The following is a 22946-nucleotide window of genomic DNA, read 5'->3' on the forward strand; positions in this document are numbered from 1 at the left end:
GTCGACTCCGACGCGGCGTGTTGAATAGGCGCTCCCTGCCTGTGGGGCGCCTTCTTTTTTCGCGCCCGTCGGGGGCGCGGCGGGGCAAGCTCAAGCCGGCAACGCGAAACTCGCAATCGCGTCGCGCAACACGGCGACCTGGTCCTTCAGCGAATGCGCGGCGGCCGCGGCCTGTTCGACCAGTGCCGCATTCTGCTGCGTGACCTGATCCATCTCGCCGACCGCGCGATTGACCTGTTCGATGCCCGCGCTCTGCTCGCGCGACGCGTGGCTGATTTCTTCGAGGATCTCGTTGACCCGCCGCACCGACTGCACGATCTCGCCCATTGTCGCGCCCGCGTTGGCGACCAGTGACGAGCCGGTCTCGACGGTATCGGTCGAGGTTTCGATCAGCGCCTTGATCTCTTTGGCGGCCGTCGCCGAGCGCTGCGCGAGGCTGCGCACTTCGGCCGCGACCACCGCGAAGCCACGGCCCTGTTCGCCGGCGCGAGCCGCCTCGACGGCGGCATTCAGCGCGAGGATATTGGTCTGGAACGCGATGCCGTCGATCACGCCGATGATGTCGCCGATCTGCCGCGAGCTCGCGGTGATCTCGCCCATCGTGCGCACCACGTCGTCGACCACGCGGCTGCCGCGCGTCGCGACGTTCGCTGCGTCGCTCGCGAGTTGCGCGGCCTGGGTCGCGCTGTCCGCGTTCTGCTTCACGTTCACCGTCATCTGATCCATGCTCGACGCGGTTTGCACGAGCGCCGCCGCCTGCTCCTCGGTGCGCTGCGACAGGTCGGTGTTGCCCGCTGCGATTTCGGTCGCGCCGACATTGATGTTCTCGGTGCCCTGGCGCACTCGCGAGACCGTGTCGACGAGTCCCGCCTGCATCGTGCGCAGCGCATGCAGCAGGCTGCCGCTGTCGTGCGGCTCGATCGGCACCGGCGTCGCGAGGTTGCCTTGCGCCATCAACCGTGCGTGCTCGACGGCCACTTCGAGTTCGCCGCCGAGCGAGCGGCGGATGCTGCGCAGCACGACCAGCATCACGGCCGTAGAGAGCGCACCGAGCGTGACGGTGATCGCGAGCCAGCGCAGCAGGTTGCGGTAGAACGCGCTTTGCACGTCGTCCATGTACATGCCGGTCACGAGGTACCAGTCCCACGGCGCGAAGTGCACCGAGTAGCTGGTCTTCGCGACGGGCTGCTCGCTGCCGGGCTTGGCCCACAAATAATCGACGAAGCCGCCGCCGTCGTGATTGCCCGAGTTGACGATATCGACGAACAGATGATTGCCGGCCGGATCGGTGAACTGCGCGAGGTTCTTGCCGATCAGTTCGGGCTTGATCGGATGCATCAGCATGACCGGCTGCGAGTCGTTGATCGACAAATAGCCGTCCTTGCCGTAGCGCATCGCGCCGAGCGTCGCGAGCGCCTGCTTTTTCGCGTCGTCCTCGGACAGCGCATGCTGCTGGGAGAGCGAGTAGTAGTGGCCGACGACGTGGTTTGCCTCGTCGATCAACGAGCGCAATTGCTCGCGTCGGTCCGAGATCATCGATGCGCGGTTCTGCCACGCGCCGAACGCGCCGATCAGGATCAGGCCGACCCACAGAACGGCGATCATGGACGCCAGTTTTCGGTTCAGAGTCATAGCGATGGGAATAGGCGTTTTGGCCAGTAAGGTCCATTGAATTGCGGTCGGATGCCGCTCGCTGTGTTTACGGCGCGAAATGGCATTGATCGAGGCAGGGAAAACCCGCTGTTCGACATCCCTATTCGTCCGATTAATGGGTGGATTTATTGAATGTTTTAGCGGCGCTCATGCGCGCAATTCGAAAAAGATTTTTGTGCATTATTCGCGAATCTGAATTAACCGGCGATTTTCGGTAAATCGCGGCGATTGAAAAATGCGCGAGACAATCGACATGAAAAAATGCCGGCGCTGGTCTGCGTAAAACCTGCTGAGCCCAATCCAGGAGGGTTCGCACCAACATCCCACAAAACGCCAATCAAATCCAAAAATCCCGTTAAATGGTCGCGCATGCAAAAAACAACACATTTTTCCACTTAAACGCAACCACGAAAGACCGCTGAGACCTTCAAAGACTCGTCATAAAAAATTCCGCTATAGTCGCCCTTTTCCGATTGCCAGCCTGGCATCGAAGAACGCCAATAAGCCCGCCACCAGGAGTCCCGAAGAGTGAATGCACGCGATCCCGCTTTCGTTTCCCAGTCCCGCAGCGCGCGCCTGCGCCAGATGCTCGTCAGCAGCGAACTCGAATTCATGATGGAGGCGCATAACGGCCTGTCCGCGCGCATCGTTCGCGAAGCTGGGTTCAAGGCGATCTGGGGCTCGGGCCTCGCGATCTCCGCGCAGTTCGGCGTGCGCGACAACAACGAGGCGAGCTGGACGCAGGTGGTCGATACGCTCGAATTCATGGCCGACGCGAGCGATCTGCCGATCCTGCTCGACGGCGACACCGGCTACGGCAACTTCAACAACGTGCGCCGCCTCGTGCGCAAGCTCGAACAGCGCGGCATCGCCGGCGTGTGCATCGAGGACAAGCAGTTTCCGAAGACCAACAGCTTCATCAACGGCGAGGCGCAGCCGCTTGCCGATATCGACGAATTCTGCGGCAAGATCAAGGCGGGCAAGGACTCGCAGAACGACGAGCATTTCTCGATCGTCGCGCGCGTCGAGGCGCTGATCGCGGGCTGGGGCATGGACGAAGCGCTGCGCCGCGCGCAAGCGTACGCCCAAGCTGGTGCCGATGCGATCCTGATTCACAGCAAGCTGTCGCGCCCCGACGAGATTCTCGAATTCGCGCGCGAATGGGCCGGGCGCGCGCCGCTCGTGATCGTGCCGACCAAGTACTACAGCACGCCGACCGAGGTGTTCCGCGAAGCGGGCATCAGCACCGTGATCTGGGCGAACCATCTGATCCGCGCGTCGACCTCGGCGATGCAGGCCGTCGCGAAGGAAATCCATTCGAGCGAGACGCTCGTCAACGTCGAGGACAGCATCGCGGCCGTCAACGAAATCTTCCGTTTGCAGGACGCCGACGAATATTCGGAAGCCGAAGACCGCTATCTGTCGAGCGGCCGAGCGGCCGGCTCGGCCGTCGTGCTCGCCGCGAGCCGCGGCAAAGGCCTTGAAGCGGTGACCGGGGACCGTCCGAAGGTGATGCTGCCGATCGCCGGCAAACCGCTGCTGCGCTGGCTCGTCGACGCGTTCAAGAAGCAGGGCGTCAACGACATCACCGTGGTCGGCGGCTATCGCGCCGACGCGATCGATACCGCGGGCATCCGCCTCGTGGTCAACCAGCAGCACGCGCAGACCGGCGAGCTTGCCTCGCTCGCGTGCGCACTCGACCACCTGACCGGCGACACGGTCATTTCGTACGGCGACCTGCTGTTTCGCAGCTACATCCTGCGCGATCTGGTGGAAAGCGAGGCCGCGTTCAGCGTGGTCGTCGATTCGTCGCTAACCGATGCGGAGAACGCGAGCGTGCGCGATTTCGCGTGGTGCTCGGCCGCCGACGACCGCGGTCTGTTCGGCAACAAGATCGTGCTGCGGCATGTCGCGAGCGGGCGGGAGCAGTCGTCGGCGGCGGGCGTCGCCCCAGTGCCGCATGGCCGCTGGGTGGGTCTGCTGAACGTGCGCGGCGCGGGTCGCGAGCGCCTGCGGGCGGTCATGCGCGAGTTGCGCACGCGCGACGATTTCGCGTCGCTCGACATGCCCGCGCTGCTGAACGCGTTGATCGAAGCGGGCGAGTCGATCGAGGTGCAATACGTGCACGGCCACTGGCGCGGCGTCAACGATCTCGACGATTTCCGCCGCGCGGGCGACTTCGCGCACGCGCAGGCGCCGTTCGCGACGGCCGTCGGCGGCGGGGCGACGGCGAACGATGCACACGGAGGCGCGCAATGATCGAAGCAGCACAGTTCGTCGAGGCGGCGCGCGAGCGCGGTTTCGACTGGTACGCGGGCGTGCCGTGCTCGTATCTGACGCCGTTCATCAACTACGTGCTGCAGGACGAGTCGCTGCACTACGTGTCGGCGGCCAACGAGGGCGACGCGGTCGCGCTGATCGCCGGCGTTACGCTCGGCGCGAAAAACGGCCGGCGCGGCATCACGATGATGCAGAACTCCGGGCTCGGCAACGCGGTAAGCCCGCTGACGTCGCTGACGTGGACCTTCCGCCTGCCGCAACTGCTGATCGTCACGTGGCGCGGCCAGCCCGGCGTTGCCGACGAGCCGCAGCACGCGCTGATGGGCCCGATCACACCGGCGATGCTCGACACGATGGAAATTCCGTGGGAGACGTTCCCGACCGAGGCCGACGCGATCGGTCCGGCGCTCGATCGCGCGATCGCGCACATGGACGCAACCGGCCGTCCGTACGCGCTCGTGATGCAGAAGGGCAGCGTAGCGCCGTATGAACTGAAGGACGGCGGCGCGCCCAGGCGGCGCACGCCGGTCGAGCCTCGCGCGCGGTTTCGCGACAGCGCCGCGGACGAACTCGCGACGCGCCACGACGCGCTGCAAAAGGTGATCGCGCATACGCCGCTCGACTCCACGGTGGTGCTCGCGTCGACCGGCTTTTGCGGCCGCCAACTCTATGCGATCGACGATCGCGCGAACCAGCTCTACATGGTCGGCTCGATGGGCTGCGTGACGCCGTTCGCGCTCGGCCTCGCGCTCGCGCGCCCCGATCTGCGCGTGGTCGCGCTCGACGGCGACGGCGCCGCACTGATGCGCATGGGCGTGTTCGCGACGCTCGGCGCGTACGGCCCGTCGAACCTCACGCACGTGCTGCTCGATAACGGTGCGCACGACTCGACCGGCGGCCAGGCGACGGTATCGTCGCAGGTGTCGTTCGCGGGCGTGGCGGCCGCGTGCGGTTACGCGTCGGCGGTGGAGAGCGACGATCCTGCGATCATCGACGAGCTGTTCGCGGCGCCGCCGCTCGACGGGCCGCGCTTCGCGCGCCTGACGATCCGCCGCGGCACGCCCGACGGCCTGCCGCGCCCGACCATTACGCCGCCCGATGTGAAGACGCGCCTGATGCGCCACATCGGCGCGATCTGAACCCAACGCCAACAGGAGCGCCCATGCTGCTGCTCAACCCCGGCCCGGTGACGCTCACCGAACGTGTCCGCAACAGCCTGTTGCAGACGGATCTGTGCCATCGCGAGAGCGAGTTTTTCGATCTCCAGGAAGAGGCGCGCACGCGTCTCGTCGACGTGTACGGGCTCGACCCGAACGAATGGCAGGCAGTACTGATGACCGGCTCCGGCACGGCCGCCGTCGAAAGCATGACGGCCGCGCTGGTGCCGCACAACGGCAAACTGCTGGTCGTCGAAAACGGTGTGTACGGCGAGCGTATCGCGCAGATCGCCGCGCAATACGGCATCGCGCACGAAGCGCTGAAGCACGACTGGATGGACGCGCCCGATCTGGCGAAGATCGCCGAACGGCTCGACGCCGACAAGTCGTTCACGCACGTCGCGGTGATTCATCATGAAACGACCACGGGCCGTCTGAACGACATCGCGGCGCTCGGCGCCTTGTGTCGCGAGCGCGGCCTGCGTCTGCTGGTGGACGGTGTCAGCAGCTTCGGCGCCGAAACGATCGATTTCGCGGACGCGAGCCTCGACGCGCTCGCCGCGACCGCCAACAAGTGCCTGCATGGCGTGCCGGGCGCGTCGTTCGTGCTGGTGCGGCGCGCGGCGCTCGCGCGCGCGGCGAGCCGCACGTACTACCTCGATCTCGCGCGGCTCGCGCGTTTGCAGGATCAGCGCAACACGCCGTTTACACCGTCGGTGCACGCGTATTACGCGCTGGTCGAGGCGCTGCGTGAGCTCGCCGACGCAGGCGGCTGGCGCGCGCGTCACGCGCGCTATGCGGCGCTTGCCGAGCAGGTGGGCGCTGGGCTGGCGGCGCGCGGCATCGACAGTGTGTTGCCGGCCGGGCAGTCGTCGGTGGTGTTGCGCGCGTATCGCTTGCCCAACGGTATCGCGTATCCGCAACTGCACGACGCGCTGAAGGCGCGCGGCTTCGTGATCTATGCGGGGCAGGGCGGGCTGTCGGCGGAGCTGTTCCGCATCTCGACGATGGGCAACGTTCACGCGGCCGATATCGACCGCCTGCTGCAGGGCTTCAGCGACTTGATGCGCTGACGCTGCGCCGAGCGGCGCGCCGCGACCGCGCCGCTCGCGGCTCCCTTACACAGGATCCTTGTCCGGCGGCCCGTCAGGCCGCTGCGGCTCCTCGGCATGATGCCCCGGCGACGGCGGCACGAGCGGGTCGGCTTCCGGGTCGCGGTTCGGATCGGCGTTCGGGTCGGGAATCGGGCTGGTGTGCATGTCGTAGCTCATTGCGTCACCCTTGCGGTTGAAATGCGCGGGTCCGGCCGAAGCGGCTTGATACCGCCGATCTGTGCCGCCGCGTCGGCTATCTGTCTTCAAGCGTAGGCGCTCGCCGCGCTTCCTGCTCGCTCCTTTTTGCTATTTCTTCGCGCGTTTGCGGCCGGCGCTGAGCTGCCAGTAGCGCTCGGTCGCGAACACGTCGTCGTAGTTGCCTGCGCCGAACGCCCGCAACTGGCTCGCGTACGCGTTGACCGCTTCGCGTTTCAGATGCGCGCGGCGCTGCACGTCGATGGTGTGGCCCGCGCTCGGCGTTGCCGGCGTCGCGACGATGCCGCGCTGCGCGAGATCGGCGAGCCGCGCCTGCACCGCGCCCGGCGTGAGCCGGTGAATCGCTTCCTCGTAACCGAACCAGTCCAGATGCGTGAGCCGCGGCAGGATCTCGCAGCACGCTTCGAATACCCGGGCGTGATCGTCGTGATGCAGGCCAAGCGGCATCAGCAGCGTGTTCGCGGTCGTGCGGTAAATCGTTTCCTCCAGCGCCGCGGCCATCTGGCTGATCGACGGCGAGTCGGCGTACTGGCTGTCGCGAAACGGCATGCGCAGCGGGATCGCGTCGAGCACTTCGAGCGCGCGGTTGTCTTCGATGGTGCGTTCGCGGACCGCTTCATGGGCGTTCGCGAAGCCTGCTTTTTCGTCCCACTCCGTGTGCATGTCGTGCTCGGGCGGCGCGGCGAACACGGTGCAGACAGCGGCGTCGGGATGGGCGGCGAGCAAGGCGCCGCAACTGAAGACGGCGTCGTCGAAATGGGGCGAGACGATGAAAAGGCGTGGAGTGGTTTCGCTCATGGGCTTGCGTGTGGCGATTCGAGGCGGGACGGATGAGGCATCGAGGCTGCCGGTCGTCAAGGCGCCGCGTGCGAAAAAATGGCGTCACCTCAGCTTAGGCGCAATTGGTGCGGCTTGCGCGCGAAACTTGCGGCGCGCAAAGCGCGTGCCTGAAAGATCGCGGAGGGGCCCTTGAAGCGCACGTTTTTGGTATGAGTCGCCGTCTCGACGGCTCAGGTACAACCAGAAGGTTGAGATCGAAACGCGTCAGATCCAGGGGCTTCATGCCGTATCAGTGTTCCTTGTCCGGCAAGATTCTCGATGTCGACCGGCTGCGGTCAGCCAGTCTCGGCGAGCCTGATGTTAGCGGCTAGAGCGTGCGCAAATCGTCCGGCGTGTCCACGTCGCGCAGAATGCCGGGATCGTCAACGTCGATGCGCGTCAGCGCGTGTGACCTGAGCAGTGCTTTCGCGCCGGTGTCGCCGTCCAGCGCGAGTAGCGCGTCGCGATGCTCGCTGCCGAAGCCGACCGGATGGCCGCGCTGGCCGTCGTAGAACGGCGCGACGAGCGGCGCGCCGTTGTCGAGCGCGCGGGCTATCGCTTCGATCGTCGGAACCGCAATGCGCGGCATATCGGCGAGCGCGACGATCCAGCCCTCGGCGTCGTCGCTCGCTTCGATACCGGCGGCGAGGCTCGCGCCCATGCCGCGTTCGGCGCTCGCCGCAAACACGACATCACAGCCGGCATCGTTCAGCGCGCGGGCGAGCGCGTCGGAGCCCGGCCGCACGACTGCGAGCACCCGCGTCACGACCCGCAGCAGCCGATGCGCGGCTTCATGCGCAACCGGCGTGCCGTCGGGCATACGTGCGAGCAGTTTGTTGTGCAGCCCGTGCGGATCGAAGCGCGAGCCGAGACCGGCGGCGAGCAACACACCAGTGGCGAGCGAAGCGTAGGCCATCGGCGGATACCGGTAGACAGGAATGTCCCCGATTGTGCGATGCAACGGTGCGCGAAGCAAGCGGCAAGGCACGCCCGATGCAAGCCGCCCGCCGCTTTCGCTTTCACTCCAACTCCGGCACTGCCGCCGGTTCAGGTCGGCACCGCCTTGTCCAGCGTGATCGGCAGATCGCGCACCCGCACGCCGGTCGCGTTGTACACCGCGTTCGCGATAGCGGCCACCACGGCCGTGATGCCGATCTCGCCGATACCGCGCACGCCGAGCGAGTTGATATAAGGATCGGGCCGGTCGATGAAGGTGATGTCGAGCGTGCCGATATCGGCATTCACCGGCACGTGATACTCGGCGAGGTTCGCGTTCGTGAAGCGTCCGAAGCGCGCATCGAGCGTGCTTTCCTCCTGCAGCGCCGCGCCGATGCCCCAGACGATGCCGCCCATCATCTGGCTGCGCGCGGTCTTCTGGTTCAGCACGCGGCCGACGTCGTACACCGCGACCACGCGCGGCACGCGGATCGTGCCGAGCTCGGCATCGACGTGGACCTCGACGAACACCGCGCCGAACGAGTGGAACGAGTACTTCTGCTTCTCGTCGCCGGGCTTCACGGTTGCGCTCGCCTCGATCGGCTTGCCGCCCGCGCGCGCGATGATCGCCGCGGCCGGATCGCGCTTGCCCGGTTGCGAGCGGCTCACGACCCAGCCGCTTGCGACGGTGACGTCATCGAGCGGCAGGCCATGCACGGGCGACGCCGCATCGGCAAGCGCCAGCGCGATCAGCTGGCTGCGCGCCTGGCTCGCCGCGTCGCGCACCGCGGGCGACACGCTGGCCGCCGACTGCGAGCCGCCCGAGACCGGCGCGCGCGGCAGCGACGAATCGCCGAGCGCGAAGCGGATCTGCTCGGGCGTGAAGCCGAGCGCATCGGCGGCGACCTGGGTCATCACCGTGTAGGTGCCGGTGCCGATGTCCTGCGTGCCCGATGCGACCACCGCGGTGCCGTCCGGCAGAATCTGCGCAAGCGCCGACGCCTCGCTGCGGTTGGCCGGATAGGTCGCGGTCGCCATGCCCATGCCGATCAGCGTGTCGCCGTCGCGCCTCGAACGTGGCGCGTGCGGGCGGCGCGACCAGCCGAACTTCTCGGCGCCGATCTGATAGCACTCGCGCAGCGACTTGCCCGACCACGGCTTGTGCTCCTGCGGATCGCTGTCCGCGTAGTTCTTCAGGCGCAGCGCGAGCGGGTCCATCTTCAGCGCGACGGCGAGTTCGTCCATCGCCGATTCGAGCGCGAACGAGCCGGTGGTTTCTCCGGGTGCGCGCATGAAGGTCGGCGTGCCGACATTGAGTTGCACGAGCCGGTGCGTCGTTATCTGGTTGGGCACCGCGTACAGCATGCGCGTGACCATGCAGCAGGTCTCGGTCCAATCTTCGATCATCGACGTGTTCGAGATGCTGTCGTGACGCATCGCGCTCAGCGTGCCGTCATGCCGCGCGGCGATCACGAAGTGCTGCTCGGTGCGCGGCCGCGCGCCGACCGGGCCGAACATCTGCGGGCGTTCGAGCGCGAGCCGCACGGGCCGCCCGGTTTGCCGCGCGGCCATCGCGCACAGCGATACGTGCGACCACGACGAGCCTTTGCAGCCGAAGCCGCCGCCGATCAGCGGCGAGATCACGCGCACGTCGGACACAGGGATGGCGAACGTCTTCGCGAGCACCTGCGCGGCGCCGCTCACGCCCTGCGTCGAGTCGTAGACCGTCAACTGCGGGCCGTCCCATTGCGCCATCGTCGCGTGGGGCTCCATCGGGTTGTGGTGCTCGATCGGCGTCGTATAGGTCGCTTCGATATGCACGTCGCCGCTTTGCATGCCGTCTTCGAAGCTGCCGCGCTGCGTGTCGGTCTGACGGCCCTGCGGCTTGTCCGGCGCATGCGCGTGCGCCTTCGCCTGCTCGAAGTCGAGCGCCGCCGCGCCCGGCTGATAGGCGATGCGTAGCTGGCGAGCGGCATCGGCCGCATGTTCGAGCGTATCGGCGACGACCACCGCGACCGGCTCGTTGCTGTAGTGCACTTCGTTATCCTGCAGAAGCGACAGATGCCGGCCGGCCGGCGGCGCGAGCGCGGGCCGGCCGCCATTCGGCAGGCGCGGCGCGTTCTGGTAGGTCATCACGAGCAGCACGCCGGGCACGGCCTCGGCGCGGCTCGCATCGATCGACGCGATCGTGCCGGCCGCGATCGTGCTCGTCACGAGCACCGCATGCGCGAGGCGCGCCCCGGGGAATTCGGCTGCATAACGCGCGTCGCCGGTCACCTTCAGCAGTCCGTCGACGCGATCGAGCGGTTGTCCGATCAGATTCATGCGATACCTCCCGCGTTGCCGGCTGCCTGATTGACCGCACGCACGATCGCGCGCTGCGCGAGCTGCACCTTGAAGGCGTTGTCGTGGCGCGGCTGCGCGCCGCTCAATGCGGCCGCGGCGGCGTTCTTCAGCGTGGCCTGGCTGAGCGGCTGGCCGCTCAGCATCTGCTCGGCCACGTTCGCGCGCCATGGTTTGGGCGCGACGCCGCCGAGCGCGATGCGCGCGCTCTGAACACGCTCGCCGTCCATCTGCAACGCGGCCGCGACCGATACGAGCGCGAACGCGTAGCTGGCGCGGTCACGCACCTTCAGATAGTGCGAATGCGCGCTGAAGAGCGGCGGCGGCAGATCGACCGCGGTGATCAGCTCGCCGGGCTGCAAGGTGGTATCGACATCGGGCCGGTCGCCCGGCAGCCGATGGAAATCGGCGAACGCGATCGTGCGCTCGCCGCTGGGGCCGCTCACGCGCACCAGCGCATCGAGCGCGGCCAGCGCGACGCTCATATCCGACGGGTTGACCGCAATGCATTGCGGGCTCGCGCCGAGGATCGCATGCGCGCGGTTATGGCCGTCGAGCGCCGCGCAGCCGCTGCCGGGCAGGCGCTTGTTGCACTGCGTGAACGCGGTGTCGTAGAAGTAGCCGCAGCGGGTGCGTTGCAGCAGATTGCCGCCGACCGTCGCCATGTTGCGCAACTGCGCCGACGCGCCCGCGAGCAGCGCTTGCGACAGCAGCGGGTACTGCTCGCGCACCAGCGCGTGATTGGCCGCGTCGCTGTTGCGCACCAGCGCGCCGATGCGGATGCCGCCGCCGGGCAGCGTCGTCACCGAGTCGAGGCCGCCGATGTGCGTGATATCGATGAGCCGCACCGGCCGCGCGACGCCGCCCTTCATCAGATCGAGCAGATTCGTGCCGCCGCCGATGAATACCGCGCCCGGCTGTTGCGCGGCGCGCACCGCGCTGGCGACGTCGCCGGCGCGTTCGTAGGAGATCGCATCCATGTCGGTCTCCGTCAGGCGTTGTCGTGCGCGGCGCGGACCGCGGCGACGATGTTCACGTACGCGCCGCAGCGGCAGAGGTTGCCGCTCATGCGTTCGCGGATTTCGTCGTCGGTGAGCGCGGCGGGACGCGCGCGCACGTCGGCGGTCACGGTGCTCGCCGTGCCGTTGCGGAATTCGCCGAGCAGGGCGGTCGCCGAGCACAACTGCCCCGGCGTACAGTAGCCGCACTGGAACGCATCGTGTTCGATGAACGCGGCCTGCACCGGACTCAACGCGCCGTTGCTCGCGAGTCCTTCGACGGTCGTGATGTTCTCGCCTTCGTGCATGACCGCGAGCGTCAGGCACGAGTTGATGCGGCGGCCGTCGACGAGCACCGTGCAGGCGCCGCACTGACCGCGGTCGCAGCCTTTCTTCGTGCCCATCAGTCCCGCGTATTCGCGCAATGCGTCGAGCAGCGTCACGCGCGGTTCGAGCTGCAGCGTGTACGCGCGGCCGTTGACGGTCAACGTGACGGGGCGCGGCGGCACCACGGGGATGCTTGGCGGCGCGGGTGAGGCGGGCGTCGGCGCTTGCGTTTGCGCGCGCAGATGCGGCGCCGCACCGATCGTCGCGGCGGCCGCCGCAGATTGCAGGAAGCGGCGTCGTGACGGTTGGGAAGGCGTGGTGGTGGGCTCGGCGGTGGACTCTGATGCGGGGGTGTCCCCGCAATGCTGACATTCTGTAGGCGTAGTCATGACGATCTGTTGACTCCACTGAAAGGTCAATGCAGGCTGACGACGCGTCGATGTCCAACGCATCGCGTTGAAACAAAACTATTGCGCAGCAATTTGAATGCCGTTGCAGCTAACACGGTATTAAAAACTCGCTGCAAGCGCAAAGCCGATCTGCGCAATAAAGGCAGGCCAATATGCGCAATGACCGCGATGGAGCCCGGCTGGAGCCGCGCAAACACGGGCAAAGGTTGCACGTCGCAACAGGAAAATGCGAAATCGACCTCCGGGCTCAACGCGCCCGGCAGGCGGCCAGGATGCCTCGCAGCAAATCGATCGGCGGCGGCGGACATCCGGGGATCGTTACGTCGACCGGCAAGATCGACGAAACAGGGCCGCACACCGCGTAACTGTCGGCAAAAATGCCGCCCGTGCACGCGCATTCGCCTGCGGCAACGACGAGTTTCGGGGCGGGTGTCGCGTCGTACGCGGCGAGCATGGCCGCTCGCATATTCAGCGTCACCGGCCCGGTCACGAGCAGCAGGTCGGCATGCCGCGGACTCGCGACGAATTTGATTCCAAGTCCTTCGATGTTGTAGTACGGGTTGTTCAGCGCGTGGATCTCCAGTTCGCAACCGTTGCATGAACCCGCGTCGATCTGCCGGATGCACAGCGCCCGCCCGAGCAGATCGAGAATATCCTCGCGAATGCGTCGCTCCTCGTGATGCCACGCGTGTTCTGCCGCCGGTGCGGGTTCGCCGGGAAAATCGGTGCGCGCGAATTGCCGGATCAGTTGCCACATCAGAGATCGTGCCCCGCGTAGTTCAGGTTGAACGACTTGTTGATCAGCGGGAAATCGGGAACGATGTTGCCGATGATCGCGTGCTCGAGCGCCGGCCAGTTCTGCCACGACGGATCGTGGCAATGGCATCGGGCGATAACGTCGCCGGGGGCGAGATCGAGGGCGACGAATACGTCCCCCCGCCAACCTTCCACCCAGCCTATGCCTTGCGCGGGCGCCGTTGCAGGCGTCGTGGCGACGACCACCGGACCATCCGGTAGATTGGCCAGCAGCGTGCGGATCAGGCGCAGGGATTCATCGATTTCGGCGAAGCGCACCGCGACACGCGCGGCAACGTCGCCGCGCGCATCACTGACCGCCTTGACCGCTATGTCGTCATACGGAGCGGGCCGCAAGTTGGCGCGAACGTCGAAGGTTCGACCGCTGGCGCGGGCAGCCATGCCACGCACGCCAAAATGCTCGACCACAGCGGGGGTCAATCGGCCCGTGCCGAGGAATCGATCCTGCAGCCCGGACTGGTCATCGTAGACTTTGCGCATCACGTGGACCTCGCGTTCGATGCGTTCGCATTGCTCCGCCAGCACCGCCGCGTCGTCGGGGCGAACGTCGATCGATACGCCACCCGGCACGATCCGATCCATCAGGTACCGATGTCCGAATGTACGGGCGTTCATCCGTATCCAGTCCTCCTTGAGCCGCGAGAACTGCGCGAGTCCGAAGCCGAACCCGGCGTCGTTGCCGAGCGCGCCGAGGTCGCCGAGGTGGTTGGCCACGCGCTCGCGTTCCAGCAGAAGCGCACGCAGATACAGTGCGCGCTTCGACAGTATCGTGCCGCCGGCTTGTTCGAGCGCCATGCAAAAGGCCCACGAGAACGCGACGGTCGAGTCGCCCGCAATCCTGGCGGCAACCCGATGACCGCGCGATGCAGGAGTACGTTCGAACAGACGCTCGACGCCACGGTGGACATAGCCGAGACGTTCTTCAAGGCGCAACACCTTCTCGCCGACGACCGAGAACCGGAAATGCCCCGGTTCGATGATGCCGGCATGAATTGGCCCGACCGCGATCTCGTGTACGCCATCGCCCGCGACCTGCACGAATGGGTAGTCCGCCTCGCTCGAATCAAAGTCTTCGACACCCGTCGCCTGCCGTTGCAGCGGGAAATAATCTTCGGGCCAGTTGCCGTGATTGAGCCACGGCCGCGTGTCCTCGGCGCCACGCGCCCGCAGGCCGAGCAGATCGAAGATCGCCCGTTGCATGCGAGTCGCGCACGGGAAAACGGTGGCGAGATCGGGATAGTCTCCACCGGCATCCTGCATACGCCCGATCGCGAGGCGTACCCACAATATGCCGTCATCGCATTCGTACGCGGCATTCACCGAGAAACCGTCTTCGACTGCTTCGCTGCCCCACATTGCAACGAGGCGCCGCTGCTCGGATCTCGCGGTTCGCGCCAGCTCGAGCCAGACTGATTCATCGGCGCTCACCACATGCGCTGGAATCTGGCCCGCACGGTGCGTGAGGCGGGTGGCGGCAATCTGCATCGATTCGAGTCGCATCCGTCACCCCGCCAACATCGTTGCGGCCTGGCGATACCACGTCGCCAGGTAGGGTGGCACATAAAGCCCAAGCATCAGCCCCAAACCCAGATGCACGAATACCGGCAGCGGCGCGGGGCGATGCTCGAGCGGTTTGGCCGTCGTGGTTTCACCGAACACCATTTGCTGCACGCGCGCGAAGATCGCCGCGAATGCGACGGCGAGGCCGAGCAGCAACAACGGCGCCGTCCACGGTATCGTGTTCATCGCGGTCGTCAGGATCAGGAATTCGCTTGCAAACACACCGAACGGCGGCAGGCCGAGAATCGCGAGCGCGCCGAGCAGCATGCCCCAGCCGACCGTCGGGCTGACCTGCAGCAGCCCGCGAATGCCTTCGATCGCCTGGGTACCGGCCTTCTGCGTCGCGTGGCCAACCGCAAAGAAGATTGCCGACTTGACGAGGGAATGGACGGTCATGTGCAGCAGACCGGCGAACGTCGCGACCGGGCCGCCGAGGCCGAACGCGAACGTCATCAAGCCCATATGCTCGATCGACGAATACGAGAACAGCCGCTTGACGTCCTTCTGCCGAAACAGCGAGAACGAGGCGACCAGCACCGACACCAGCCCGAACCCGACCAGCAATCGCCCCGGCAGGCCGTTGCCAAGCGCACCGTCCGCCAGCACCTTGCAGCGCAGCACTGCGTACAGCGCGACGTTCAGCAGCAGCCCGGACAGCACCGCTGAAATCGGTGTCGGGCCTTCGGCGTGCGCGTCCGGCAGCCAGTTGTGCATTGGCACGAGGCCGACTTTCGTGCCGTAGCCGACCAGCAGGAACACGAAGGCGATCGACACGATGGACGGGTCGAGGTGCGTCTTGACGGCGGCAAGGCTCGTCCACAGCAGCGCATCGCCGTCGGTCAGTTGCCGGCTCGCGGCGAGGTACAGCAGGATCGTGCCGAACAATGCCTGCGCGATGCCGACACCGCACAGGATGAAGTACTTCCAGGCGGCTTCGAGGCTCGCGGCGGTCCGATAGACGCTGACGAGCAGCACGGTCGCGAGCGTGGCGCCTTCCATCGCGACCCACAGCACGCCAAGGTTATTGGTCAGCAGCGCGAGCAGCATCGCGAACATGAACAACTGGTACATGCTGTGATAGAGGCGCATGCGCGTCGCCGTCATCCGGCCGCGCGCCTCTTCGACCTGCATGTACGGCCGCGAGAACAGCGACGTCGTCCAGCCGACGAACGCAGTCAGCGCGACGAGGTACACGTTGAAGGGATCGACGAAGAAGGCGCGTTCGAACGCGAACGACGGTCCATGTTCGACGGTACGCGCGGCGAGCACGAGCGTCGCCGCGAACGTCACGGCGCTGAAGCCGGCGTTCAGGTTGCGCGCGACATGAGCGGGTCGCACGGCCGCAAGAGAGACGGCCGCCACGAGCGGAATGCCGAGCACGGCGAGCACGACGTGGGCGTCATTCATCTTTGAGTGTCTCGAGGTGACGGATGTCCAGGCTGTCGAACTGCTCGCGAATCTGGAACATGAACACGCCCAGAATCAGAATCCCGACCAGCACGTCGAGTCCGATACCGAGTTCCACGATCATCGGCATGCCATTGGTGGCGGCCGTTGCGGCGAAGAACAACCCGTTCTCCATCGACAGGAAGCCGATCACCTGGGGAATCGCCTTCGCGCGCGTGATCATCGCCATGAACGACAGCAGCACGCACGCAAGCGCGATCCCGAGCGTGCCGCGCGCGGCCGACGTCGCGAGCTGGCTGATCGGCGACGCGACGTTGAACGCGACGATCACGAGCACGATGCCGATCAGCAGTGTCGTCGGAATGTTGATGAGCGGCTCGACGTCGGCCTGAATGTCGAGCTTGCGCACGAGGCGATACAGGAGCCACGGAATCACGCCGACTTTCAGCACGAGCGTCAGTCCGGCCGACACGTACAGATGCGCATCACCGGTCACGAAACCGAGGATCAGATTGGCCAGAACGAGCGCGACACCCTGTAGCGTATAGAGGTGGATCAGCGACAGGATCCGACGCTGACTCAGCATCGCGAACGACAGCATCAGCAGCACCGCCGCGAGGAAATTGATCAGTTGCGTCGCGTAGGTGTGCATTCATGCTCCCAGTAGCAGGTGAACGAGCATGCCGATCACCGCGAGCAGGAAGGCGGTCGCGAGGAACTCCGGGACCCGGAAAATCCGCATCTTCGCGTTGGCGGTCTCGATCACGGCCAGCGCGGCGCCGCCCGCCATCAGCTTGACGAAGAGTGCCGGCACCGCGAGCACCAGCGCGAGCGGATTACCCGCCGCGGCGATCCCCCACGGCATGAACAGCGCAATGCCGATGCACGAGTAGGCGAACAGTTTGAGGCTGGCCGCCCATTCCATCAGCGCGAGGTGCCGCCCCGAATATTCGAGGATCAGCGCCTCGTGGATCATCGTCAGCTCGAGGTGGGTGGTCGGGTTGTCGACGGGCAGCCGCGCATTCTCGGCGAGCGACACCAGCGTGAACGCTATGCCGGCGAACGCCAGGCTCGGATAGATCGTCAGCTCGCTGTGTCCGAGCGTCGCGACGATGCTCGTGAGCAGGGTCGACTGCGTGATCAGCGAGGCCGACAGCAGCACCATCAGCAAGGCCGGTTCCGCGAGGAAACCGACCAGCATCTCGCGGCGCGCGCCGAGCGTGCCGAACGCCGTACCGATATCCATCGCCGCGAGCGACAGCGCGACGCGCGCGAACGCAAACAGGCCGACGAGCGCGATCGCATCCGCGGCGGGAGACAGCGGCAATTCGGTCGACAGCGTCGGCACGATTGCACAGGCGAGCGTCATTGCCGCCCACACGACATAGGGCGCGCCACGGAACACCGGACTCGCGCCATAAGCGACGACTGATTCCTTGTTGAACAGCTTGTGGAGCATCCGGTACGGTTGCCAGATGCTGGGCGCGCGCCGGTTCTGCAGCCACGCGCGGCACTGGTTGACCCAGCCCGTGAGCAGTGGCGCGGCGGCAAGCGCCAGCACGATCTCGAGGGTTTGCGATAGCACGCCGGATAGGGTCACCATCGTCTCACCAGCAGCAGGAGCAGGATCAGCACGGCGAAGCTGTAGGTCAGGTACACGGCAATCTTGCCCGTCTGCAGCCGCCCCGCCCATTCCGCCGCGCGTTGCGTGAGTGCGGCGATACGGTCGTAGAGAATCGACCACGTGCGGTCGGCGACCGAGACCCGGTAGGCCGGCTGTGCGTCGAACGGCGACGGCAGTTGCCGCTCGATGCGCAGCAGCGGCGCGAAGATCTCCCGGATCGGTTGCCCGAAGCCTTCCGCCGTATCCTGCATCCGCGCGGTCGTAAACGGGAAGCCGCAACTCCACGGCGCGGCCCGTCGCAGCCGACCGTGGTAGAAGCGCCGTACCAGCACCCACGCAAGGCCGCAGCAAGCGACGAAAAACAGCATGAACACGACGGGCATGTAACTCGCCCGCGCGGTCGACACCGGCACGAAGATCAACCAGCCATGATTTTCCGCGCCGATTCCGGCACCGACGAGCACGCGCGTGACCCGGTCCAGCACCTTGACGAACTGCGTAGGCATCAGTCCGAGCAGTACACCGGCCACCGCGAACCAGCAGAACGCGAGCCGTTCCCAGGTATTTGCGTCGTGTGCGCGACTCAGTTTCGCTTCTCTCGGCTGCCCGAGGAAGACGATGCCGTAGAACTTGACCATCGTGTAACCGGCGAGAGCTGCCGTCATCGCGACGAGCGCGGCCGCAATCGGCACCGTCATCGCCAGCACGGAATTCTGCAGACCCGGCGTGAACAGGAAGCTTTGCAGCAGGAGCCACTCCGCGACGAAACCACTCATCGGAGGCAAGCCAGCGCTGGCTGCGACGCCAGTGAGCACGGCCCAGGCGGTCCACGGCATGACACGGATCAGGCCGCCAAGCTTGCCGAGATTGCGCTCCCCGGTGGCGTGCAGCACGGCCCCGGTGCCGAGGAACAGCAGGCTCTTGAAGGCCGCATGCGCGACGATCTGGTAGAGCATCGCGCTCAGCGCAAGCGCGGAAAGGGCCGTCATCCCGTACGCGCGAAACAGCACCGCGAGCCCGAGCGAGACGATCATCAGGCCGACGTTGTCGATCGACGAATACGCGAGCAGGCGCTTCATATCGACCTGGATCGTACTGAACACCACGCCGAGCAGCGCGGTGCCGATACCCAGCACGAGCAGCAGCACGCCCCACCAGGCGAGCTGCACGTGCAGCAGGTCGAACACGGTCCGGATCAGGCCATACAGGCCGACCTTCAGCACGAATCCACTGAGCAGCGCCGATACGGGGGACGGCGCCGCGGGATGGGCGTCCGGCAGCCACACGTGCAACGGGAACACGCCCGCCTTGGCACCGAATCCAACCAGCGCGAACAGGAACGCGAGCGATGCCCACAACGCGTCGGGCGACTGCGCGCGCAGATTGGCAAACGTGTAGTCACCGGTGCGCGCCTGCAGGATGCCGAAGCAAAGCAGCAGCGCGAGCGCGCCGACGTGGGAGATCAGGAAATACAGGTAGGCTGCGCGGCGGATCTCGCCGATCCGATGGTTGGTCATCACGAGGAACGTCGCGGACAGCGTCAGCGTTTCCCAGGCGACCATGAACACATACGCATCGTCGGCGATGAGCACGAGCGCGATGCTCGCGATGCAAACGTGGTATTCGAAGCAGATGAGTCCCGGCGCGGACCCTTCGCCCTTACGGAAATAACCGGCGGAGAAGGCGCCGATCCCCGCGCTGACGACACCAAGCACGAACAGGAAATAGCCGGATAGCCCATCGACGCGCAGATGGAACGGCAACCCGGGCAGTCCGATCGGCAGCACCGCGGCGGTCGGTTCGGAAAAGATGCCGGCGAGTCCCGCCGCGCCCAGCAGCAGCCCTCCCAGCGCGCCGAGCGGAAACAGCCCGTGTGCAACGAATCGCGTGCAATGCAGAACTCCGAGACCCAGCGTGCCGGTCACAAGCCAGGCGGCCGCGACCAGCAGGACGAAATGGACGACCGTGAAAGGTGCCATCCGGAATGTCTCCAGTACGCTCGGATTGGGACGAGGAGCATGGAATGAGCTCCAGCTTGCCGGGCTCACTCAAACCGCATTATGACATCAGAAAACCAATCTGGATAACAGGATATGATAATGGCGTTATCATGTGAACCACATGTTCGAGCGAATCGGGCGCCGCTGTGCGCAGCTCGCCTGCATGCGGTGCGCGAAGCGTCTATTCGCCGCGTCTTTGCTGTTGTTCCGAGCGATTGAGTGAAGAACCTATGCCTGCGCAGTACTTTCGAAGCCTGACGGGAAAACACCGCAGCACGACCGCGAACCGTCAGCTCGGGTTGTCTCTTGCCTTCGTCGCCGGCGCCACCAATGCCGGCGGCTTCCTCGCGGTCAAGCAATACACGTCGCATATGAGCGGCATCGTGTCGGCGATCGCGGACCAGACGGCGCTCGGGGACATCCGGCTCGTGCTGGCCGGCATCGGTTCGCTGGCATCGTTTGTCGTCGGAGCGGGGGGCTCGGCGGTGCTCGTCAACTGGGGGCGCCGCCGCGGCCTGCAAAGCCAGTACGTGCTGCCATTGGCGGTCGAGGCCGCGCTGCTGCTCCTGTTCGGTCTGCTCGGCAGCCACCTCGCGCTACGCGAAGCGTTCTTCGTCCCCGTGACCGTGATCCTGCTGTGCTTCATCATGGGGCTGCAGAATGCGATGATCACCAAGCTGTCGGGCGCGGAGATCCGTACCACACACATGACCGGCATCGTCACGGACCTCGGAATTGAGTTGGGTAAGCTTTTTTACTGGAATCGATCGGCGCTCATCGACGACGCGCACGCGGTCATCGCAAACCGCGCGAAGCTGAAGATCCACGGCACGATGCTCGCGTCGTTTTTCGTGGGCGGCCTGATCGGCGCAATCGGTTTCAAGCATGTGGGCTACGTGTCGACCGTGCCGCTCGCCGGCGCGCTCGTCACACTCGCGATCGTGCCCGTCGCCGACGATGTGCTGGCCTATCTCTATCGGTTCGAGCGCAGGCACTGACCTCATAGGAGGCGGGGTGAATCCTCGTCGAAAGCAAATGCATTATAATTTGGTTAGCATATTCGCCGACCCGTCCTCGTAATGGAAACGAAAACCGCACGCCTGACCGTCCTGATCGACCCCGCCAAGAAAGAAGCATTTGAAATGCTCTGCTCGGCGCAAGATCTGACGCCGTCACAAGTCGTCCGCCAACTGATCCGCGAGTATCTCGAGCGTCACGGCGTGACCTACAAGACCAAGAGTCCACTCGCCAAGCGGGGAAAGTGACGCCCAGCTCGAGGCCTGGTGCCGGTCAACCGCCGATTTCCCAGTGCCCTTGCCCTTGCCCTTGCCCTTACCCTTGCGCATGCCAGATCAGCCGCTTCGGATCGAGGCGCTCTCCCGCTTTCAGGTGGCAAGCAGTGACGGACAGCTTGCGTTCGCCTGCAAAGTCAAACGAGAGGGCGCGCTCGAACAGGACTTGTCGGGGCGGCAAGCGACGCCCGCTTTTCCAGGCAAACGCGACGAAGTTGCTGTCGTCGCCGCACCGAACGATCGCATAGGAAACGCCAAATACGGATTTCAGCCGCTCGAGGTGCCGCGGTATGGCCGGATCATCGTCCGTAAAGTTGATGACGAGGACGCCCGTCCCGGTTAAACGCTCGCGACAGGCGGTGAAGAACGCGATGTCCGCGCTTCCGGGCGGGGCCGCCAACGGCGAACGGCCCGTCAGACCTTCTTCAGAAAGCAGGCCTTGAGCATGAAGCTGCCGGCGTCCGTCTTGCAGTCGATTTGGTGATCGCCACCGACGATCCGGATGCTTTTCACCTTGGTGCCCATCTTCAGCGTGATCGACGAGCCCTTGACGCGCAAATCCTTGATCAGCACGACCGAGTCACCGTCCGACAGCACGTTGCCGTTCGCATCCTTGACGACGCTGCCCGCCGGTTCATCGCTCGCGTCGGCGCCAGCGTTCGCCGACCATTCGTGACCGCAGTCCGCGCACACGTACAGCGTGCCGTCAGGGTAAGTGTTTTCCATTGCGCATTGCGGGCATGAAGGGGCAGCGTTCATTGCAGCTTCCATTGAAACGATTTTGAGTCAGTCAGTAAAAAAACAGGCGCGCAACCCGCCAGGCCTGAGCCGGTCGTCGTGCCGGCGGCTCGTGGGTGCAAAAAATTATAATGCAATACACATGCTCTTACCGTCCGATTATCATCGGACTTTCAGTCCCATTCATCAGACTTACGGGTAGCTTCGCCGCGGATGTCGACAGGTTTGAACTGGATGGAAAATGTCCGCTTTGCGGGTGATAAATTTGGAACTGGCCAACCGGGCCAAAATGGAGCCGGTGCTATGAGCAAAACCGATCGGGGACAACACCCTGATTGCCGCGCGCGTTCGCGGCCGACCGAGTATCGCGACGTCGCGGAGCAATAGGCGAGGGAGAGATGATCATGGCGAAGCTGCGCATTGCGACGTTCAACATCAACGGTATCCGCTCGCGGCAGGCGGCGCTATTGCAATGGCTCGAGCGCGAGGCGCCTGACGTGGTCTGCCTGCAGGAACTGAAGGCAGTGGATAGCGCATTTCCAGTCGACGCATTGCGCGACGCCGGTTATGGCGCCGTGTGGCAAGGCCAGAGCGCATGGAACGGTGTGGCGATTCTGGCCAAAGGCGACGCACCGCTCGAACGTCGGCGCGGTCTGCCCGGTTTCGAAGACGACACGCATAGCCGTTATATCGAGGCCGCGGTCGGCGGCGTACTGATCGTGTGTCTGTACCTGCCGAACGGCAATCCGCAGCCCGGCCCCAAGTTCGACTACAAGCTCGCGTGGTTCGATCATCTGATCGCGCATGCGGCGCAGCTCTACCAGAGCGGCCATCCGGTCGTGATCGCTGGGGACTTCAACGTCGTGCCGACCGACGAAGACATCTACAACCCGCGCTCGTGGCTAAAGGACGCGCTGCTGCAGCCGGAGAGCCGCGAGCGTTATCGCAGGCTGCTCGCGCAAGGCTGGACCGATGCGCTGCGCACGCATTTCGGCGACGAACGCGTGTACACGTTCTGGGATTATTTCCGCCGTCATTGGGATACGAATTCGGGGCTGCGCATCGATCATCTGCTGCTGAGCGCCGACCTCGCGCCGCGCCTGCGCGATGCGGGCGTCGACCGTTGGGTGCGCGGCGAACCGCATGCCAGCGACCACGCGCCGACGTGGATCGAACTGGAAATGGGCGCCGGCCGCAAGAAGAAGAGCGGCTAGTGAAGCGGCGGGCGATCCGCTCGCGGCGGATCGCCCGCTTTGGCGCGACTGCTGCGCCCTGT

20 protein-coding genes and 1 pseudogene are annotated in these 22946 nt (G+C 65.5%); 6 read left to right on the forward strand and 15 right to left on the reverse strand.

Annotation, left to right across the window (positions count from 1 at the left end; all coding sequences use genetic code 11):
• Positions 1–90: 90 nt before the first annotated feature.
• Positions 91–1632: a methyl-accepting chemotaxis protein gene (locus OKW39_RS38940; RefSeq protein WP_429565072.1), complete on the reverse strand. Its 1542-nt coding sequence runs from the start codon at positions 1630–1632 to the stop codon at positions 91–93.
• A gap of 549 nt (positions 1633–2181) precedes the next feature.
• Between OKW39_RS38940 and aepX the strand changes: the two genes are divergently transcribed.
• Genes aepX through OKW39_RS38955 form a run of 3 tightly spaced genes read left to right on the forward strand, consistent with a single transcriptional unit; the run spans position 2182 to position 6163 of the window.
• The gene (aepX, locus tag OKW39_RS38945; RefSeq protein ID WP_090809327.1) at positions 2182–3912 is read left to right on the forward strand and encodes a phosphoenolpyruvate mutase; all 1731 of its coding nucleotides are present in this window, start codon (positions 2182–2184) and stop codon (positions 3910–3912) included.
• Positions 3909–5072 (forward strand): phosphonopyruvate decarboxylase, encoded by a 1164-nt coding sequence (gene aepY / locus OKW39_RS38950; RefSeq protein WP_429565073.1) that lies wholly within the window; start codon positions 3909–3911, stop codon positions 5070–5072. Before aepX ends, aepY begins: the two co-directional genes overlap by 4 nt.
• Before the next feature lie 23 nt (positions 5073–5095).
• Positions 5096–6163: a 2-aminoethylphosphonate aminotransferase gene (locus OKW39_RS38955; RefSeq protein ID WP_090809331.1), complete on the forward strand. Its 1068-nt coding sequence runs from the start codon at positions 5096–5098 to the stop codon at positions 6161–6163.
• A gap of 45 nt (positions 6164–6208) precedes the next feature.
• On the opposite strand, the gene OKW39_RS38960 is transcribed toward OKW39_RS38955, so the two are convergent.
• From OKW39_RS38960 to hyfB, 12 genes are all read right to left on the reverse strand, one after another.
• Positions 6209–6361 carry a hypothetical protein gene (locus tag OKW39_RS38960; RefSeq protein WP_166618176.1) on the reverse strand — a complete coding sequence of 51 codons (153 nt, stop codon included), beginning with the start codon at positions 6359–6361 and terminating at the stop codon, positions 6209–6211.
• 129 nt (positions 6362–6490) lie between these two features.
• Positions 6491–7198, reverse strand: coding sequence for a PIG-L deacetylase family protein (locus tag OKW39_RS38965; RefSeq protein ID WP_090809333.1), 708 nt, complete (start codon positions 7196–7198; stop codon positions 6491–6493).
• A gap of 349 nt (positions 7199–7547) precedes the next feature.
• Entirely contained in the window at positions 7548–8135 is a 588-nt protein-coding gene (locus OKW39_RS38970) for a nucleotidyltransferase family protein (protein ID WP_429565074.1), read from the reverse strand.
• Positions 8136–8266: 131 nt separating this feature from the next.
• Positions 8267–10480: a xanthine dehydrogenase family protein molybdopterin-binding subunit gene (locus OKW39_RS38975; RefSeq protein ID WP_429565075.1), complete on the reverse strand. Its 2214-nt coding sequence runs from the start codon at positions 10478–10480 to the stop codon at positions 8267–8269.
• On the reverse strand, positions 10477–11478 hold the full coding sequence (locus OKW39_RS38980; RefSeq protein WP_429565076.1) for an FAD binding domain-containing protein: 1002 nt from the start codon (positions 11476–11478) through the stop codon (positions 10477–10479). Before OKW39_RS38980 ends, OKW39_RS38975 begins: the two co-directional genes overlap by 4 nt.
• An 11-nt stretch (positions 11479–11489) precedes the next feature.
• Positions 11490–12212 carry a (2Fe-2S)-binding protein gene (locus OKW39_RS38985; RefSeq protein WP_429565077.1) on the reverse strand — a complete coding sequence of 241 codons (723 nt, stop codon included), beginning with the start codon at positions 12210–12212 and terminating at the stop codon, positions 11490–11492.
• 268 nt (positions 12213–12480) lie between these two features.
• Positions 12481–12990: an NADH-quinone oxidoreductase subunit B family protein gene (locus OKW39_RS38990; RefSeq protein WP_184010575.1), complete on the reverse strand. Its 510-nt coding sequence runs from the start codon at positions 12988–12990 to the stop codon at positions 12481–12483.
• Complete coding sequence (locus OKW39_RS38995; protein WP_429565078.1) at positions 12990–14549, reverse strand: NADH-quinone oxidoreductase subunit C; 1560 nt, start codon at positions 14547–14549, stop codon at positions 12990–12992. Before OKW39_RS38995 ends, OKW39_RS38990 begins: the two co-directional genes overlap by 1 nt.
• Before the next feature lie 3 nt (positions 14550–14552).
• Positions 14553–16016, reverse strand: coding sequence for a hydrogenase 4 subunit F (locus OKW39_RS39000; RefSeq protein ID WP_429565079.1), 1464 nt, complete (start codon positions 16014–16016; stop codon positions 14553–14555).
• Complete coding sequence (locus tag OKW39_RS39005; RefSeq protein ID WP_184010569.1) at positions 16009–16668, reverse strand: formate hydrogenlyase; 660 nt, start codon at positions 16666–16668, stop codon at positions 16009–16011. Before OKW39_RS39005 ends, OKW39_RS39000 begins: the two co-directional genes overlap by 8 nt.
• Positions 16669–17619: a respiratory chain complex I subunit 1 family protein gene (locus OKW39_RS39010; protein WP_429565080.1), complete on the reverse strand. Its 951-nt coding sequence runs from the start codon at positions 17617–17619 to the stop codon at positions 16669–16671. It lies immediately after the preceding gene.
• A complete protein-coding gene (hyfB, locus tag OKW39_RS39015; protein ID WP_429565081.1) occupies positions 17613–19619 on the reverse strand; it encodes a hydrogenase 4 subunit B in 2007 nt (668 codons plus the stop codon). Before hyfB ends, OKW39_RS39010 begins: the two co-directional genes overlap by 7 nt.
• A 251-nt stretch (positions 19620–19870) precedes the next feature.
• Between hyfB and OKW39_RS39020 the strand changes: the two genes are divergently transcribed.
• Complete coding sequence (locus OKW39_RS39020; RefSeq protein ID WP_090809353.1) at positions 19871–20638, forward strand: YoaK family protein; 768 nt, start codon at positions 19871–19873, stop codon at positions 20636–20638.
• An 81-nt stretch (positions 20639–20719) separates the two neighbouring features.
• Positions 20720–20905, forward strand: coding sequence for a CopG family transcriptional regulator (locus OKW39_RS39025; protein ID WP_090809355.1), 186 nt, complete (start codon positions 20720–20722; stop codon positions 20903–20905).
• Positions 20906–20972: 67 nt separating this feature from the next.
• Here OKW39_RS39025 and OKW39_RS39030 read toward each other — a convergent pair.
• Both OKW39_RS39030 and OKW39_RS39035 read right to left on the reverse strand, forming a co-directional pair.
• A pseudogene (locus OKW39_RS39030) lies at positions 20973–21311 on the reverse strand (spermidine synthase); the annotation flags it as partial.
• Positions 21312–21346: 35 nt separating this feature from the next.
• Positions 21347–21691, reverse strand: coding sequence for a zinc ribbon domain-containing protein YjdM (locus OKW39_RS39035; protein WP_090809357.1), 345 nt, complete (start codon positions 21689–21691; stop codon positions 21347–21349).
• 383 nt (positions 21692–22074) lie between these two features.
• Between OKW39_RS39035 and xth the strand changes: the two genes are divergently transcribed.
• The gene (gene xth, locus OKW39_RS39040) at positions 22075–22884 is read left to right on the forward strand and encodes an exodeoxyribonuclease III (RefSeq protein WP_090810451.1); all 810 of its coding nucleotides are present in this window, start codon (positions 22075–22077) and stop codon (positions 22882–22884) included.
• Positions 22885–22946 lie beyond the last annotated feature (62 nt).

The sequence above is a fragment of the Paraburkholderia sp. MM6662-R1 genome (genome assembly GCF_050436245.1).
In the GTDB taxonomy this organism is placed as follows: Bacteria; Pseudomonadota; Gammaproteobacteria; order Burkholderiales; family Burkholderiaceae; genus Paraburkholderia; species Paraburkholderia tuberum.